Genomic DNA, 14,666 nt, shown 5'->3' on the forward strand with positions numbered 1-14,666 from the left:
CACCTACCTTGCCTGGATCTCAAACAGGCAAGAAAGTCTTTCCACAGAAAAACCCCTCCGGTGTTTTTTCGCCACCGCCCTTTTTGCAGTCAATTTCTTGCAAACCACTCAATTTGTATCATTTTTAAGCAATTTCCTCTTTTTTCCCTGATCCTTTTGGCAAATCCAAGTGCTAAAACCCATAGGAACCAGCTTTTGGAGGCAAATCGCGATTTGGCACGATAGTTGCATCCTTTCTCTTGAACAGCAGTTCGGAGGGAATATGAAAAAGCTACTCGTAACCATGACCATCGCTCTACTCAACTACTCTGCATTTGCAGGAGAGGCAACGCTCGCGAACGAAGAAGTGGCATCCCTAATCGAACAGTACGATAACGAAACCCTTGTCGTGATCTCAAATGAACTTGTCAAAATGGCAAACGAAGAGGAAGGAATTGGTGAATTTGATTTAGCTTCCACTCATTATGATCGTGCTCTGAAAATCAGAGAAGCCATCGGGATGAAATCTCATAAAAGTTTTGCATCCATCCAATACTTAGCAAGCCAAGCGTATTCAAAAGCCGGTAATTTTTGTGAAGCATCACTCTATGCAAAAAAAGCAAGTGAAGCATTCCGTAGCCACGGAATCGTGAAATACGAAGAAAAAGCACAAATGGAAGCAAAGGAATTTGCGAAAGCCTGTGCGGTGGTTGCTGCCCGTTAAAATCAATTGTTATGATTCTTTCTAGAGATGGTTACCCTTTTTTTGATTCTTCTTCGAATCAATCCAACTTCACGTGATGATACACGTGGGGTTGGAATTCTTTTTTTCCATACTTCAATTTTGCAATTTCGAATAATTTAGTTTTTGTATAGGGTTCATCAGATTCCCAAGCAATGCCAAAGTTTGCTTCCTCATACCCTGATTCATATTGCATCGGGTACAAAGACTTCCCATCATAATAGTAGAGTAGGTTGTGTTGGAATTCCTTGGTAGAATCCAAAGAAAACGTTTCACACGGAATCTTTGGCACAAACTGTTTTGCCATTCGCTTTGGTTTCCCTTCCACACGGCATTCTTTTGTATTGAGTTCTTTTGTGGATAGTAAAACCCAATCCTTTGATTTTTCAAACTGGCCTCTGCCAATGATTTGGCGGAATTGGACATGGTCTTCGTATACCTTCCACTCCCGCCAGGTCTTTTTGAATTCCGATTCTGATAGGATTTGGATGGTTTCTTTCCAATGCAAATGGAAGGATTTGGAACCCATTGCCGATTTTTTTTCCGTTGGCCTGTCATAATAACCTAATGGAAGTCCAATGTCTCTAGGGAAGGAAGGAGGCAGAGTGCGGATCCAACCCATCTTGGGTGTACAGGCATCGAGTCCTAAAACAAGGGCCACCAAAAGAAGGGATACAGCTTTCTTTTGGAAACCAATCGGCCCCCGTTTTTGTTTTTCGTTAGAACTGGAAGTAGATAAAATCTTGCCCACCATCTCCAAAAATTCCGAGTAAAAGTAAAATCACAACGGATAAAATGGGGAGTAATATGTTCTGGTATGGTTTTAGTTTTTCATACACAAAAGGAGAGTATTGGAACCAGTTGAACATAAGGCCAAGGGCAATGAAGGTAGGAAGTTCATCCACTCGGCTAAGGGTATCACCAGTATTGCGTAAGGTCAAAACCCCTTTGAAGATTTCATAGGCTACGTTTAAAGATTCTGAACCCCTTGCTGCCGCCCTGAAAAATACTCCCGAAAAAGTAAAAATGATAAAGATCACGATGGTGCGGATGAAACCTGCCATGGGGAAGGTGTCGGGAATGAATTTCTTTTTGCCACGGTGTAAGTACAAAGATCGTTCGATCCAGATAAGGGCACCTAAATAGGCTCCCCAAATCACAAATGCCCAATTGGCTCCATGCCAAAGACCTCCCAGGCACATCGTGATAAAAGAATTTAAATTGGAACGGAAAATGGATCCCTTACTTCCCCCAAGTGGGATATAAATGTAATCACGTAACCATGATGATAACGTGATATGCCAACGGCTCCAAAGTTCACGAAAGGACTGCGATAAAAATGGACCTTGGAAGTTTTCAGGAATTTCATACCCAAGTAAATTGGCCGATCCCCTTGCCATATCCGTATAACCAGAGAAGTCACAATACACTTGGATACCAAAGGCAAGGACACTAAAAAAGATCGAAAAACTATCATACTTTGCAGGGTCCATGTAAAGGGGAGCGATGATCGGAGCAATGTTTTCGGCAATGATTACCTTTTTAAATAATCCACCGATGATGAGAAAAATCCCTTTCTTCATTCGATCTTCATCGATCGTAGGGTTGTCCAGTTGCGGAAGGAAATCTTGAGACCTCATGATGGGCCCGGCAATCAGTTGAGGGAAAAACAAAATGAATAAAAAATAATCCACAGTGGACATTCGTTTTTCAATGACACCTCGGTAGATGTCCACTTGCACTGCGATGATTTGGAAGGTATAAAAACTAATGGCTAGTGGTAAAAAGATACTCCATGAACCAGAGATTTCTTTAAAACTTGGATAACCAGTTAAGCCGTACAAAGAATCGGTGATAAAGTAAAAGTATTTAAAAAACGCTAAATTGATTACGTTTAATACAACAATTGTATACAAAACGGAATCGAATGTTTCCCCTTTCTCTTTTTTGCGAAACATCCATTCGCTGAAAGCATAATTGATTAAGATGACAAGAAGGAAGTGGAATAAAAATGGAAAACTAAAGTATGCATAAAACAATAAGGAAGAAACCACAAGTAGGGGTTTACGCCCCTTTTGTGGTATGTTCCAATAGATTAAGTATGTGAATGCAAATAAAAATAAATAAGGAATCGAATTAAATAACATGCAGTTGGTAACCTAAACTCAAATGTCCCAAAGGTATAAAAACTTTGCGTTGGTTTCACCACCAAGAAGTTTGTCTGCGATTCCAAATGAAATAGGATTTCCTTTGGCATCTGTTGCTTGGTAAATATTTTCAACAGGAACTTTTCCTCTTTGGTAGGTTACAATCCGAGGGGAACCTTGTGGATTGCCTTCGTATCTTGGGTGTTTCATGAGTTCGATCACAAAGTTATCAAAGTAACCAATAAAGTCGATCATCCCTTCTTTTTGTGCTTGTTCTGCCGTGAATATCCTTCCATCACAAATTTCTTTGAGTCTTGCTTCTGAAACTTTGGGACGTCCTTTTTTAACGACATCAAAAAAACGGGAATACAAACTATCGATGATGGATTGCAAAATTTTTCTTTGTTCGGATGTCATCTCCGTTGTGGGAGAACCAAGTGCTTTGTTTGGACCAGAAGTAAAGGATTGGTCTTTGATTCCCAGTTTGTCTAAACCTTCTTTCACATTGATCCCTGACATGATGACCCCTACAGAGCCTGTAACAGTTGTTGGGTGGGCACCGATGGAATCTGTTGCCATGGCGATGTAGTAGGCACCACTTGCGGCCGTATCCATAAATCCTGCAAAAACAGGGATTCCTTTTCGTTCTTTGAATTTTTTGATTTCTTGGTAGATGATGTCACTGGCAGTCACCGTTCCACCAGGTGAATTGATTTTTAAAATCACACCTTTGACATCAGCATCCTTTTCGGCACGTTTTAAGGATTCTTTCACTCGGACCACCATGGAGTCGGAGGCTGGTCCAAAAAAGGATGATTTGGATTCATCAGAAATCATCCCTTCGATCGAGATAATTACGATTTTTTCTTGATCCTTTCCTGCGATGAGTTTCTCTTCGAATTCAGACTTAGTTGTTGTTGGGAACAAGTTCATACTGTTTCCGATCACACAAGATTCTGTAAAAAGAACCGAAAGAAGAACGACTAAACTAAAAAGACCAAACTTTCTTAAAGGCATACAAACCTTTCTAAGATCGTAAACTCTGACTTCAATCATTTTTGGGAGATAAATCTTGCACCAATTGAAAACTAAATATTCTAGTTTTGGGTCAGAACCGACTGGGGGAGGGCAATGGCTCCATTTGCACCTACATTCTCCCGTAGATGGATCCACAGTTTCTGTTGTTGCAGGCCACAAACCCCCCGACCCATTTTTTGCTTCGGGTTCCTTTTTGATGTTTCCTTGGGTCAACCGCTTAGAACCCAATCCTTGGGCAAGGGAACCATTTTACCCGAGTGTACACTGGCTTACCGATGGGAATGGGATCTCACTCCATGGTCTCTTTCATAATTTGCCTCGATTTGTTTTGGAGGAAAAAGAAACGGACCAAAAATCCTTTGTGAAATTTGGAATCGAAATCCCAGAGTCTTGGAAGGGCACCTTACTTTCCAAAATCCAAGTGAGAGAGGTCTACGAACTCACGCCAACTGAACTAAAAATCATCTATGAATTGGAAAATCAGTCAAAAGAAGACTTCCCATTTGCTCTCGGAATCCATCCGTACTTTCGCTTACACGAAGAGGAAACGATTGATGATTTATTCCTCATTGGTTCCGGATTCCACCAAATCAAATTGGGAGACTATTTATTGCCCGAACGAGTGTTAACTGAAGAAGTCGTCATCAATTCAGAAATCCCACTCGGTGGAAAAAATTTTGACGATTTGTACGTGGCGAAAGGTGAAGCAGTCCCTTATATAGGACTTTTTTCGATGAACAAAAAGGAAAAATTAATCATCAGTGGTGGAAACTTTTACCAAGTGTTCACACCGCAAGATCGAAAGTCCATTGCCATCGAACCCATGACAAGCACAGGAAACTTTTTACATTTTCCTGGTGCAAGTCCTAGTATCGTGAAGGCAGAATCCGAAAAAAAAATCGAATTTTCGATTCGTTTGGATCAATTCTAAAAAAAATCATTCTCTTTATCGAACAAACTGTCTAAGAAAAAAAAGAGGATAGTCCCCCCATGTCAGATGCACTAGTGAATACTTGTAAACAGATTAGTAAAAATCTTTTGGAAATCAAATACTTCGCTGAAAAGAAAAACACTAGCCGAACTTCTGTTTACCGAGCCTTACAAGATAAAAAAATCAATGAGGTGATGATTGGTAAAAATTCAAGATTCATCATTTTAGATGATGCTGCTAAGAAGTGGAAACCTGGTAGACAGGCCTAAATTCGAGTTCTTCCGCTTTTAAATTGGCAGCAACCCAATTCTCTGTTGGTCCATCGGGCAGAGTTTTCCAAATTTCATCGGGAATCCTTTCTCTAATGGACTTCGGAACCTTTGGTTGGAATCCAAAATAAGCTAACAAGTATTCGTCTGATTCCTTCTCGAGTAGGTATCCTAAAAAAGAATAGAATACCTTGCCTAAACTTTCGTCAGTGTGTTTGTCTCTTGTTTGGATATAACACTCCGCAAATTTTGGGTAAGGTGGTTGGAAGGATTTTTGGTGGAATCGGTATTGGATATTTTTTAGGTATGAGATTCTAAGAATGATGTGTGAAGCATTCTCATGGATTTGGAGATGGCGGGAGGGATCCAAGGTTTCGATCCCTTCCATTTCCAAACTTGCTTTGACCATCACAAGGTTACCCAAGAGCAATTGGACTGGTTCCTTCCCATAGGTTTTTATTTTTTGCCAAACGGAAATCCGTTTGCTCGGCGATTGTGGGACTGGAAGTTTTTCTCGTAAAATATTTGTTAGTCGTTCTCTATTTGCCTTCTCAAACCAAGTTGGGAAAAAAAGAACCAAAACTTTGTCCCAGTTTTTTAGTTCCGATTGCAAAGTAAGAGTGGCTCTGCTATTGCCAAGAGCTTCTGGTTTTGTTTTCCAATCCAAAACCCAAAATGGTCGCAAAAACGAAAGCTTCGTGTTTTCCCATTCGAGGATCGTTTCCTTTAATTTTGTCTCTGGGATGGGGAGGTGTTCGAAGGAAATCGTAAGTTCGTAAGTTTTTGGGAATTTCCACATTTTTAATACCAATCGGTCGATCTATGATAACAAGATGAATGAATTAGCCTTTGAGAATCAAAGTTTTTTATGGGGGAATGAAGCAGGTCCCGTTCGCATCCTATCCGAGTACCTGCACCCCAAGGCAGAATTGAAAGAACATGGGATTACCGATACGATCGTTGTGTTTGGATCTGCAAGGATTCCTTCTCCTGAAACCAAAGGCCAAAACTCCCATCTTCCACTTTCCGCTTTAAGCCATTACTATGAAGAAGCCAGAGAATTCTCGAAACTGATCAGCGAATGGGCAGAGGTTTTAAAAAAAGAAATCCCTGATCGTAACCTCCATATCTGCACGGGTGGGGGGCCTGGGATCATGGAAGCAGGGAACCGAGGGGCAAAAGAAGCAGGGTCCAAATCGGTTGCCCTAAACATCGTCCTCCCTCACGAACAACAACCGAATCCCTATGTGAACCCAGAACTCACCTTTGAATTCCATTATTTTTTTATGCGAAAACTTTGGTTTATGAAATCCTGCCGGGGTATGATTGCTTTCCCAGGTGGGTTTGGGACCTTCGATGAATTGTTTGAGACCTTAACCCTTGTCCAAACAGGGAAAAAAAGCCCAATTCCCATTCTGCTTTATGGAAAAAAATTTTGGTCAGAAGTCATCAATTTCAAAAAATTGGCGGAGATGAGGCTCATATCCGAAGAAGACTTACATCTTTTTGGTTATGCAGACACTCCCATCGAAGCACTCCGATTCTTTCAGGAAAAGATTCGTTTCGAATTGACCCATTCTGAGGGTACAAAAACATAGCGAAACAAGGTAATAATTATGGCTAGAACATGTGTAGTAACCGGAAAAGGAACAACGGCAGGGAACAACGTATCCCATTCTCATAAAAAGAATCGCCGTATCTGGAAGGTGAATGTGATCACAAAGAAAATCTTTTTGGAAGACGAGAACCGTTGGGTCCGCGTTAAGATTTCTACACGTGCTTTGAGAACCCTTCGTAAAAAAGGTTTGAAAGTGGCAATCAAAGACCACGGCGGTGACATCACTGCCATCACTCCGAAAAAATACGTAGGAATCACACCGAAAGCACAAACGGCACCGACAGCTTAAACCAACGATTTAAGATTGTTTGTGGATTGAAACGATCCAAAAAAACACCAACTACCACCGAAGTTTACCGCCTACTTGAGGCGGAATTCGGTGTCGTGGAAACCCCCCTCACATTTTCCAAACCATACGAACTGGCGATTGCCGTCATTCTGAGTGCCCAATGCACAGACGAACGTGTGAACCAAGTCACACCCGAACTCTTTCGTACCTTCCCAACCCTAGAATCCTTTGCCAAAGCACCACTTGCTGCGATTGAAAAAAAAATTTTCTCCACTGGGTTTTATAAAAACAAAGCCAAAAGCATCCAAGGATTTGCCAAGATGCTTCTCTCTGAATTTGGGGGGGAACTTCCAAGGACCATGGAAGAAGCGATTCGTCTCCCTGGCTTCGGGAGGAAAACCGCAAATGTAGTGCTTGCAGAAATTTATGGAGTGGTGGAGGGATTTGTGGTGGATACCCATGTAAAACGGCTTACCAAACGCCTCGGGTTTACCAAAAAAAACGATCCCGTACAAATTGAACGAGAGATGATGAAAATGACCCCTAAGGAAATTTGCCGAAACCTATCTCTTTACCTAATATTTCTCGGTCGTAAGTATTGCCAGGCTCGCCGTACATATTGTTCGGATTGCCCTCTTTCTTCCCTATGTCCTTCTTATTCGGAATAGGTTTTTCCAAACCTTCTTCTGTTTCCGATTCCTTTCTCTGTTTCCAAGAACGATTGCGATCCACTAAATTGATGGATTCCACTTTATAATCCAACCGGATTAGGTTTCGTTTGCGGTAAAACAAATTTAAGGTGCCAAGCCTTCCATACTCTTTTGGGCATTCAATTTGGTGGACGTTTGCCAGGTAACGAAACCGTGCTTGTGGTTTTTTTTCGACCAGTAAAAAGATGGGAAGGTTTGGGTCGTTCCTACCTGGGATCATTGGGATTTTGATTTCTTCTTCAGGGCTTACATAGACAATCCAACCATCATAATCTTCTATGTTTTTGGCATTGACAAGGCCATCAATGGAACCTAAACCCAGTTTGACGGGGCCATGTTCCATCTCAATGGTTTTCGTGAGGTTGAATCCATCAAAAGGAAATTCCAGTGGTTTGTCTTTGGCACCAAAAGGGTACAACATGTACCCTTTCCCCCGTTTTAAATCCAAATCCATTTTTTCTCTTTCCACAAACCCGAGTAAGGCACTGAGACCCCCTCTGCCTTCCTCATCCATCTTTGTGAACAGGTCCTTTCCGCAGTGGAAAAACAGGCGGAGTGGCCTGTCTTCCAAACTTTCATGAGAAGATAAAACCGAAATCGAAAGAAATAATCCAATTGTCAAAATGGATAGGGTGAATCTTCCAAGAAAGGAAAGACGGATATTCATATTTTGTGACCTTGGTTCTAAGAACGGAAGAATTCGAAACAGAATGAACCAAAAAACCTACCGCCTGTCTAAACTAAGGGCAGAAAGGATGCCATGAACTTCTTCAAAAATCTATTTCTCTACGCTAAAATGGTTAAATTTTCCCACACACTTTTTGCTTTGCCCTTCGCTGGGATCAGTTTTGTCTTAGCTTACCTAGAATCGAGCCTGGATACAGGAGATTTACTTCGGGTTGGAGCCCTCATCCTTGTTTGTATGGTGAGTGCACGCAGTGCCGCCATGGGCTTTAACCGGTATGTGGATTCTGAAATTGATGAAAAAAACCCACGCACCCAAAATCGGGAAATCCCTGCTGGGAAAATTTCGAAACTATCGGCTCTCCTTTTCATTGGGTTATCGTCATTTATTTTTATCTTTGCCAGTTTCTTTGTAAACAAACTGGCATTTCTTCTTTCATTCCCGGCACTTTTTATCCTCTTTTTGTACTCACTGACCAAACGTTTCACTTTGTTTTGCCATTTGGTTTTGGGTTTTGCCATCTCGCTTGCTCCCTTGGGAGCTTGGATTGCCATCACGGAAACCATAAGCCTTGTGCCGATTTTATTTTCTTTTGGACTTTTGTTTCACATAGCCGCCTTTGACGTGTTATATGCAATCCAAGACATGGACTTTGATACCAAAGAAAATCTGCATAGCATCCCGGCAAAACTAGGAGAAACCAAATCTCGTATCATCGCTGTGGTATTACATAGTTTGTCTTTTGTATTTTTTATCTTGGCTGGGATCAGTGCGGAACTTGGGTTTATGTACTTTCTCATCCTTTCTGTGATTGGAATTTTGGTTTTGTATGAACATAAGATTTCTTACCAATTCAAACGTAAGGACCTACCACTTATTTTTTACCAAATCAATTCTTGGATTAGTGTGGTTTTATTTTTAGCCATTCTCTTTGACAAATGGAATGAGTTTTTATTAAAGATATCCTCTGGGATCAGTTTTCGATGAAACTGGTTGTGGGTCTTGCGGGCGCGAGTGGTAGCATCTATGCCGCAAGATTTTTAAGAGCTCTTTATGAATTGGATGGGGAAACATATATCACCGCAAGCCCCGCTTCCCTTCGTATCTTTTCAGAAGAGTATGAAACAAGTGTTAAAACAACCGAAGACATATTGTCCTTTGTGGAAGAAAAGTGGAAACTAAAACCCAAACACAAATTCCATGTGCGTAATTTTTTTGACATTGGATCAGATATTGCCAGTGGATCCAATGTGTGGGATGCGATGGTTGTCATTCCCTGTAGCATGAAAACTGTGGCTTCGATGTCAGCAGGTCTTACCGAAAACCTCATTGAACGTGCGGCTGATGTCACTCTGAAAGAAAGAAGAAGACTCATTGTTGTGCCAAGAGAAACTCCTTACAACCGCATCCACCTTCGTAATCTCTTAGACTTGGATGAAGCCGGTGCCATCATCCTACCTGCATCCCCTGGGTTTTACCAAATGCCAAAAACATTGGATGACTTGGGTGATTTCATTGCAGGAAGGATTTTGAATTTACTCGGCCATTCTCAAACCCTTTTCCCTAAGTGGGAGGGGTGAAGTTACGAAAGTAGGCTGTCGGTTTCCCATTCTCACCTAAGCATACGTAGGTGATGTCACTTTCAATCACAGCAGACATTTTTCCCGTTTGTGGGTTGTTTGTGATGGCGAGGGTTCTGGAAGTGACCGAAGATTTTCCATATTTTACAATTTTTCCGTAAATTTGGATGATGTCACCTGCCCGGGCAGGGGAACGGAACACCACATTGTCCATACTCATGGTCACAATGTTTGTGTAACGGATTTTGTTCATCACATACATTGCCATCCCTTCATCAATCCAGGAGAGCATTTTCCCTCCAAAAAGATTGTTATGGTAGTTTAAATCGTCTGGTTGGACCAAGTGTTGGGTGACAAGTTCCATATCCAGGAGTTTGTTCTGAATTGTCTCGACCATAAATACCAAAAAATATGTTTTCGATTTATTCGATACCAAAAACCCTAGAGAAAAGATTTCCGATCTATGTACGCATACTCCCACAAAAACATCCTAGACACCCTACAATTTTCCAAAGAAGACCTCAATTTCTTAATCGAAAAAACAAACCGAATGAGTGTGTTACACGAAACGGGAGAAGCGTTTGGAATCCTCCATGGAAAACTCCTTGCCTCCCTCTTTTTTGAAGCGAGTACCCGAACCAGGATGAGTTTTGAAGCGGCAATGGAAAGGCTCGGGGGCAGGCTCATTTCCACTGTGGGGTTTCAGTTTTCTTCCATTTCGAAGGGAGAAACTCTCTATGATACCATGAAGATGATCGAGGCCTATGTCGATATCGCTGTCATCCGCCACCCCGTGGAAGGATCCTCTCGGATTGCTGCAGGTGCTGTGAACATCCCTGTGATCAATGCAGGGGATGGGGCAGGGCAACACCCCACACAGGCCCTTCTCGATTTGTATACCATCGTTTCTGAAAAAAAGAAAATTGATGGCCTAAACATTGCCTTTATTGGGGACCTAAAGTATGGTCGCACCATCCATTCTCTTATCAACCTACTCAGGCATTACCCAGTGCATTTGTACCTGATTAGCCCCGAAGAACTCAAACTCCCAGATAAGTACAAAAAGAACTTAGAAGGTTTTCCCATGACTTGGGAGGAAACCACAGACATCAAAGCGATTTGGGATGCTGATGTTGCCTATGTCACAAGGATCCAAGAAGAAAGATTCCCTGACCATAGGGAGTATGAAAAACTAAAAGATATTTATAAAGTGAATAAAGAGTTAGTCCTTGCCTCCAAAAAAGACACAACCATCCTCCACCCACTCCCTCGGGTGAACGAACTTTCCACGGATGTGGATGATTTGCCAAACGCAGCTTACTTCCGTCAGGCGAAGTATGGAGTGGTTGTGAGAATGGTTTTACTTTGCTTAAGCCTTGGAGTCAATTTTGACTAAAAAAATTTGGACTTTGGAAGAGGCAAGGGAAGTCCTTCCCCTTGTACGTGACATCACCAAAGAATATTATCTAAAAGCAAGTGTGCTTGCAGATGATGTACGAAACAAAATGTTACCAGAGAATATTTTGGAATCCAAAGAGGATGAAATTGGAGACATCATCAAACATTGGACAAACGAAATTTTAAATTTGAAAATTGATGTAAAAGGTTTGTGGCTTGTCGACTTTGATCATGGCAACGGGTTTTATTGTTGGACATGGGGCGAAGAAGATGTGTTATACGAACATGGTTATCATGAAGGATTTAGATCGAGAAAACTCATAGAGGAAAAAAAGAAGAAAATGACTCAGATAAATGAAAACTATTTAAAATTAAAAGCGGGATACTTATTCCCTGAAATTGGGAGAAGGGTAAAAGCTTATTCCGATGCAAACCAAAATGCAAAAATCATCCGACTTGGAATCGGGGACGTAACCCTACCTTTGGCTCCAACGATTGTAAATGCTATGGTGGATGCAGCAAAGGAAATGGGAAGTGCAGGTGGTTTCCATGGTTATGGACCAGAACAAGGTTATTCTTTTCTCATTCAAAAAATCATAGCACATGATTACACTGCTCGTGGTGTCCAAATTGCAGAAGACGAAGTTTTTGTATCAGATGGATCCAAATGTGACTGCGGAAACATCCAAGAGATCTTTTCACTCGATAGTAAAATTGCCGTTGTGGATCCCGTTTATCCAGTGTATGTCGATACCAATGTGATGGCTGGCCGTACAGGAGAAGTCGGACCTGATGGACGTTATGCGAATATCATCTACATGCCGGCAACTGAGGAAAATAACTTCGAACCAGAGTTTCCAAAAGAAAAACCAGACATCATCTACCTATGTTACCCAAATAACCCAACGGGGATGGTGGCAACGAAGGCTCGGCTCACGGAATGGGTGGATTATGCCAAAAAAATGGGAAGTATCATCCTTTATGATTCTGCCTATGAATCCTTTATCCAAGACCCAGAAATCCCAAAATCCATTTATGAAATCCCAGGCGCCAAAGAAGTGGCGATGGAATTTCGTTCCTTCTCGAAAACTGCCGGATTTACGGGGACACGTTGTGCTTACCTTGTGATCCCAAAAGACTTAAAAGGAAAAACAAAGTCTGGAGAAGAAGTGAGTTTTAATTCCCTATGGAACCGCCGCCACACTACGAAATTCAATGGCGTATCGTATGTGACCCAAAAAGGAGCAGAAGCAGTTTTTTCAGCACAAGGCCAAGTGGAAATCAAAGAACAAATTTCCTATTACATGGAAAATGCCAAACTCATCCGAGAAGGTCTAGGCAAAGCGGGTTACAAAGTATTCGGAGGGACAAACGCCCCGTATATTTGGTTAAAAACCCCAAGGGGTCTCAAATCTTGGGAATTTTTTGACGAACTCCTAGGAAAGGCACAGGTAGTCGGTACCCCTGGTTCTGGTTTTGGACCGGCTGGAGAAGGGTATTTCCGACTTTCAGCCTTTGGAAAACGAGAAGATGTCATTTCTGCCATCGAACGCATCCAAAAAATGTAAAATTTAGTCCTGGTTTTTTCCATAGCTCCGATATATAAAACAAGGTAGAGCTATGGGAAAATGGAAATTCATCCTCTTTTTTGCACTGGTTGTTGGGAATATCTCCCACATCAATGCAGTATCTCCAGAACAAACGAATTTGGGGATTTTGATCTTTGAAAACAAAGAAAACTTAAATTTTATCAATGTGGCACTCAGCAATTTGGCCCCTTCCCAAGAAGAAGCACAAACCACTGCACAACCAGGCCCAGGAACACAAACCCCAGATCCTTCCAAAAAGAATTTGGATTTTGATTATTTCAAACTCCTAAAAGCCGCTAACCAATCGGATTTTAGCGGGAATATGTGGTACTTACAAAGTAACTATGTATATGGGTTTCGCCAACTCCGCCAAGCGCAAGGGGAACTCAAAAACATCTTCGAGATTGTCATCCAAAAATACATTGAAGATGCGAGAGCCCTGCTCGAAGCAGCAGCACCTGCCATCATAAGGTCCAATGATAGTAACGCCAAAGCTCTATTACGTTTGGGTTTTCGTGACCTTCGTTCTTCGGAAGACCTTTATACAACGGGACTCAATTCCAGCCCTCACCAATACCGTTACAAACTTACGCTCTACAAAGAAGGGATTTTGACACTCCGCCGTGCAAAACGTTTTGCCATCCTCGCGATGATTTACAGCAAAACTCCTGATGAAGACAAACCAGAATACCAATACAGATCCAATGAAGATTTAAAAGAAGCTCGTAACGAAGAAAAACAACGTAACTACGAAAAGGTGAGAGACACACTCATCAACTTCATTGAAAACAAACGCATGGAAAGAACGGTTGTTCCACCAGGTAACCCTGATGCAAAACCTTTGGACTTACTCGAACAACATGATGATAATTATGGATTCATCACTTCCAAAAAATTGGATTTATTACTCGAAGCAAATGCACAAATCAAAGAGACGGAAGGTGCAAGACGTGAGTCTGTTCCTCCCACTCCAAAATTTGATGAAAACGGCAAAGCAATTTATCCGGAAGAAAAGAAGAAGTAATATGAAGTTTGTAACAAGTGTGATCCTAGTTATTTTCTCTCTCGGACTTGTGGCCAAAAGTACAATGTCATACCGAGAAAGGAAAAAACAATTGGATGGCAAAATCACACTTGTTCTCGACATCAAAGAACAACTAAAACTCGAACCAGAAATTGGTAAAACTTCTGTGGAAACAATGCGAGACCAAGTAGAAGAAACCTATCGGGTTGGGAAACGTGCCGACATTGAAAAAATGTTAACCCTTGCAGAAGGGGAAATCCTTGTCACACAAAGAAAACTTTGTATTCCCATGGAAGAACAAGCCAATGGACTCTACCAAAAAGCCATGGGGACCTGGATCCAAATGGAATCGGATGAAAAATCTGGTTCCATTCGTTTGGAGTGGGACACAAAAGAAAAAATCCAACGTTACCTGATGATGGCTAAAAGTGAAAAAGACCATGCAAAGGAATATTTTTTGTCGGGCAATTACCAACTTTCGCTCCATACCTACAAACGTTCGCTAGTTTATAGCCTTTTGACATTACGTTCGCAAAAAACAGAAATCCCTGAATCGTACCAATCTGCAGATGCAGCGTGGGTACAACCCATTTGGTTGGGGCTCCATAAACAAAAGCAAACCTCGATCCAAGAAAACTAAAAAATTTTCATTTTCATTCACACCAAA

17 protein-coding genes and 1 pseudogene are annotated in these 14,666 nt (G+C 41.5%); 13 read left to right on the top strand and 5 right to left on the bottom strand.

Going from position 1 to position 14,666, the window contains the following annotated elements:
• The first annotated feature begins 262 nt into the window (after positions 1-262).
• Complete coding sequence (locus tag EHQ62_RS07665; RefSeq protein ID WP_135641609.1) at positions 263-703, top strand: tetratricopeptide repeat protein; 441 nt, start codon at positions 263-265, stop codon at positions 701-703.
• Positions 704-761: 58 nt separating this feature from the next.
• On the opposite strand, the gene EHQ62_RS07670 is transcribed toward EHQ62_RS07665, so the two are convergent.
• Genes EHQ62_RS07670 through sppA form a run of 3 tightly spaced genes read right to left on the bottom strand, consistent with a single transcriptional unit; the run spans position 762 to position 3,885 of the window.
• The gene (locus EHQ62_RS07670) at positions 762-1,475 is read right to left on the bottom strand and encodes a hypothetical protein (protein WP_208720645.1); all 714 of its coding nucleotides are present in this window, start codon (positions 1,473-1,475) and stop codon (positions 762-764) included.
• Positions 1,441-2,868 (bottom strand): MBOAT family O-acyltransferase, encoded by a 1,428-nt coding sequence (locus EHQ62_RS07675; RefSeq protein WP_135641611.1) that lies wholly within the window; start codon positions 2,866-2,868, stop codon positions 1,441-1,443. Before EHQ62_RS07675 ends, EHQ62_RS07670 begins: the two co-directional genes overlap by 35 nt.
• A gap of 18 nt (positions 2,869-2,886) precedes the next feature.
• Positions 2,887-3,885 carry a signal peptide peptidase SppA gene (gene sppA, locus EHQ62_RS07680; RefSeq protein WP_135641613.1) on the bottom strand — a complete coding sequence of 333 codons (999 nt, stop codon included), beginning with the start codon at positions 3,883-3,885 and terminating at the stop codon, positions 2,887-2,889.
• Positions 3,886-3,940: 55 nt separating this feature from the next.
• Here sppA and EHQ62_RS07685 point away from each other — a divergent pair, with 55 nt between their 5' ends.
• Together EHQ62_RS07685 and EHQ62_RS07690 are read left to right on the top strand one after the other, a co-directional pair.
• Positions 3,941-4,837, top strand: coding sequence for an aldose 1-epimerase (locus EHQ62_RS07685; RefSeq protein ID WP_135641615.1), 897 nt, complete (start codon positions 3,941-3,943; stop codon positions 4,835-4,837).
• A 59-nt stretch (positions 4,838-4,896) separates the two neighbouring features.
• Complete coding sequence (locus EHQ62_RS07690; protein WP_135641617.1) at positions 4,897-5,106, top strand: hypothetical protein; 210 nt, start codon at positions 4,897-4,899, stop codon at positions 5,104-5,106.
• Here the strand turns inward: EHQ62_RS07690 and EHQ62_RS07695 are convergent.
• Positions 5,075-5,905, bottom strand: coding sequence for a hypothetical protein (locus EHQ62_RS07695; protein ID WP_135641619.1), 831 nt, complete (start codon positions 5,903-5,905; stop codon positions 5,075-5,077). The two genes, EHQ62_RS07690 and EHQ62_RS07695, sit on opposite strands and share 32 nt — an antisense overlap.
• A gap of 34 nt (positions 5,906-5,939) precedes the next feature.
• Here EHQ62_RS07695 and EHQ62_RS07700 point away from each other — a divergent pair, with 34 nt between their 5' ends.
• The 5 genes from EHQ62_RS07700 (at position 5,940) to EHQ62_RS07720 (ending at position 9,988) form a co-directional block, all read left to right on the top strand.
• A complete protein-coding gene (locus EHQ62_RS07700; RefSeq protein WP_135641621.1) occupies positions 5,940-6,704 on the top strand; it encodes an LOG family protein in 765 nt (254 codons plus the stop codon).
• A gap of 18 nt (positions 6,705-6,722) precedes the next feature.
• The gene (gene rpmB / locus EHQ62_RS07705; RefSeq protein WP_135641623.1) at positions 6,723-7,013 is read left to right on the top strand and encodes a 50S ribosomal protein L28; all 291 of its coding nucleotides are present in this window, start codon (positions 6,723-6,725) and stop codon (positions 7,011-7,013) included.
• Between the two features lie 26 nt (positions 7,014-7,039).
• A complete protein-coding gene (locus EHQ62_RS07710) occupies positions 7,040-7,681 on the top strand; it encodes an endonuclease III domain-containing protein (RefSeq protein WP_135641625.1) in 642 nt (213 codons plus the stop codon).
• Between the two features lie 802 nt (positions 7,682-8,483).
• Positions 8,484-9,395: a UbiA-like polyprenyltransferase gene (locus tag EHQ62_RS07715; RefSeq protein ID WP_135641627.1), complete on the top strand. Its 912-nt coding sequence runs from the start codon at positions 8,484-8,486 to the stop codon at positions 9,393-9,395.
• A complete protein-coding gene (locus EHQ62_RS07720; RefSeq protein WP_135641628.1) occupies positions 9,392-9,988 on the top strand; it encodes a UbiX family flavin prenyltransferase in 597 nt (198 codons plus the stop codon). Before EHQ62_RS07715 ends, EHQ62_RS07720 begins: the two co-directional genes overlap by 4 nt.
• Here the strand turns inward: EHQ62_RS07720 and EHQ62_RS07725 are convergent.
• A complete protein-coding gene (locus EHQ62_RS07725; protein WP_039927955.1) occupies positions 9,972-10,385 on the bottom strand; it encodes an acyl-CoA thioesterase in 414 nt (137 codons plus the stop codon). The two genes, EHQ62_RS07720 and EHQ62_RS07725, sit on opposite strands and share 17 nt — an antisense overlap.
• Positions 10,386-10,451: 66 nt before the next feature.
• On the opposite strand from EHQ62_RS07725, the gene pyrB reads away from it, so the two are divergent.
• The 5 genes and pseudogenes from pyrB (at position 10,452) to EHQ62_RS07745 (ending at position 14,639) form a co-directional block, all read left to right on the top strand.
• Entirely contained in the window at positions 10,452-11,384 is a 933-nt protein-coding gene (gene pyrB / locus EHQ62_RS07730; RefSeq protein WP_135641630.1) for an aspartate carbamoyltransferase, read from the top strand.
• Positions 11,377-11,724 (top strand): annotated as a pseudogene (locus tag EHQ62_RS18555) (DUF2203 domain-containing protein); the annotation flags it as partial. The gene pyrB and the pseudogene EHQ62_RS18555, both read left to right, overlap by 8 nt.
• Before the next feature lie 3 nt (positions 11,725-11,727).
• Positions 11,728-12,954, top strand: coding sequence for an LL-diaminopimelate aminotransferase (locus EHQ62_RS07735; protein ID WP_167482858.1), 1,227 nt, complete (start codon positions 11,728-11,730; stop codon positions 12,952-12,954).
• Between the two features lie 52 nt (positions 12,955-13,006).
• Entirely contained in the window at positions 13,007-13,999 is a 993-nt protein-coding gene (locus EHQ62_RS07740) for an adhesin OmpL37 family surface protein (protein ID WP_135641634.1), read from the top strand.
• Between the two features lies 1 nt (position 14,000).
• Positions 14,001-14,639 (top strand): hypothetical protein, encoded by a 639-nt coding sequence (locus EHQ62_RS07745; RefSeq protein WP_135641636.1) that lies wholly within the window; start codon positions 14,001-14,003, stop codon positions 14,637-14,639.
• The last annotated feature ends 27 nt before the right edge of the window (positions 14,640-14,666 follow it).

This window comes from Leptospira jelokensis, assembly GCF_004769635.1.
Taxonomy (GTDB): Bacteria; Spirochaetota; Leptospiria; order Leptospirales; family Leptospiraceae; genus Leptospira_A; species Leptospira_A jelokensis.

Bases quoted from the DNA above. Each gene is read 5' to 3' on its own strand.
- EHQ62_RS07665 (WP_135641609.1), top strand. From the start codon at position 263: ATGAAAAAGCTACTCGTAACCATGACCATCGCTCTACTCAACTACTCT.
- rpmB (WP_135641623.1), top strand. From the start codon at position 6,723: ATGGCTAGAACATGTGTAGTAACCGGAAAAGGAACAACGGCAGGGAAC.
- pyrB (WP_135641630.1), top strand. From the start codon at position 10,452: ATGTACGCATACTCCCACAAAAACATCCTAGACACCCTACAATTTTCC.
- EHQ62_RS07715 (WP_135641627.1), top strand. From the start codon at position 8,484: ATGAACTTCTTCAAAAATCTATTTCTCTACGCTAAAATGGTTAAATTT.
- EHQ62_RS07720 (WP_135641628.1), top strand. From the start codon at position 9,392: ATGAAACTGGTTGTGGGTCTTGCGGGCGCGAGTGGTAGCATCTATGCC.
- EHQ62_RS07725 (WP_039927955.1), bottom strand. From the start codon at position 10,385: ATGGTCGAGACAATTCAGAACAAACTCCTGGATATGGAACTTGTCACC.
- EHQ62_RS07745 (WP_135641636.1), top strand. From the start codon at position 14,001: ATGAAGTTTGTAACAAGTGTGATCCTAGTTATTTTCTCTCTCGGACTT.
- EHQ62_RS07670 (WP_208720645.1), bottom strand. From the start codon at position 1,475: ATGGTGGGCAAGATTTTATCTACTTCCAGTTCTAACGAAAAACAAAAA.
- EHQ62_RS07675 (WP_135641611.1), bottom strand. From the start codon at position 2,868: ATGTTATTTAATTCGATTCCTTATTTATTTTTATTTGCATTCACATAC.
- EHQ62_RS07735 (WP_167482858.1), top strand. From the start codon at position 11,728: ATGACTCAGATAAATGAAAACTATTTAAAATTAAAAGCGGGATACTTA.
- EHQ62_RS07690 (WP_135641617.1), top strand. From the start codon at position 4,897: ATGTCAGATGCACTAGTGAATACTTGTAAACAGATTAGTAAAAATCTT.
- EHQ62_RS07695 (WP_135641619.1), bottom strand. From the start codon at position 5,905: ATGTGGAAATTCCCAAAAACTTACGAACTTACGATTTCCTTCGAACAC.
- EHQ62_RS07740 (WP_135641634.1), top strand. From the start codon at position 13,007: ATGGGAAAATGGAAATTCATCCTCTTTTTTGCACTGGTTGTTGGGAAT.
- EHQ62_RS07700 (WP_135641621.1), top strand. From the start codon at position 5,940: ATGAATGAATTAGCCTTTGAGAATCAAAGTTTTTTATGGGGGAATGAA.
- sppA (WP_135641613.1), bottom strand. From the start codon at position 3,885: ATGCCTTTAAGAAAGTTTGGTCTTTTTAGTTTAGTCGTTCTTCTTTCG.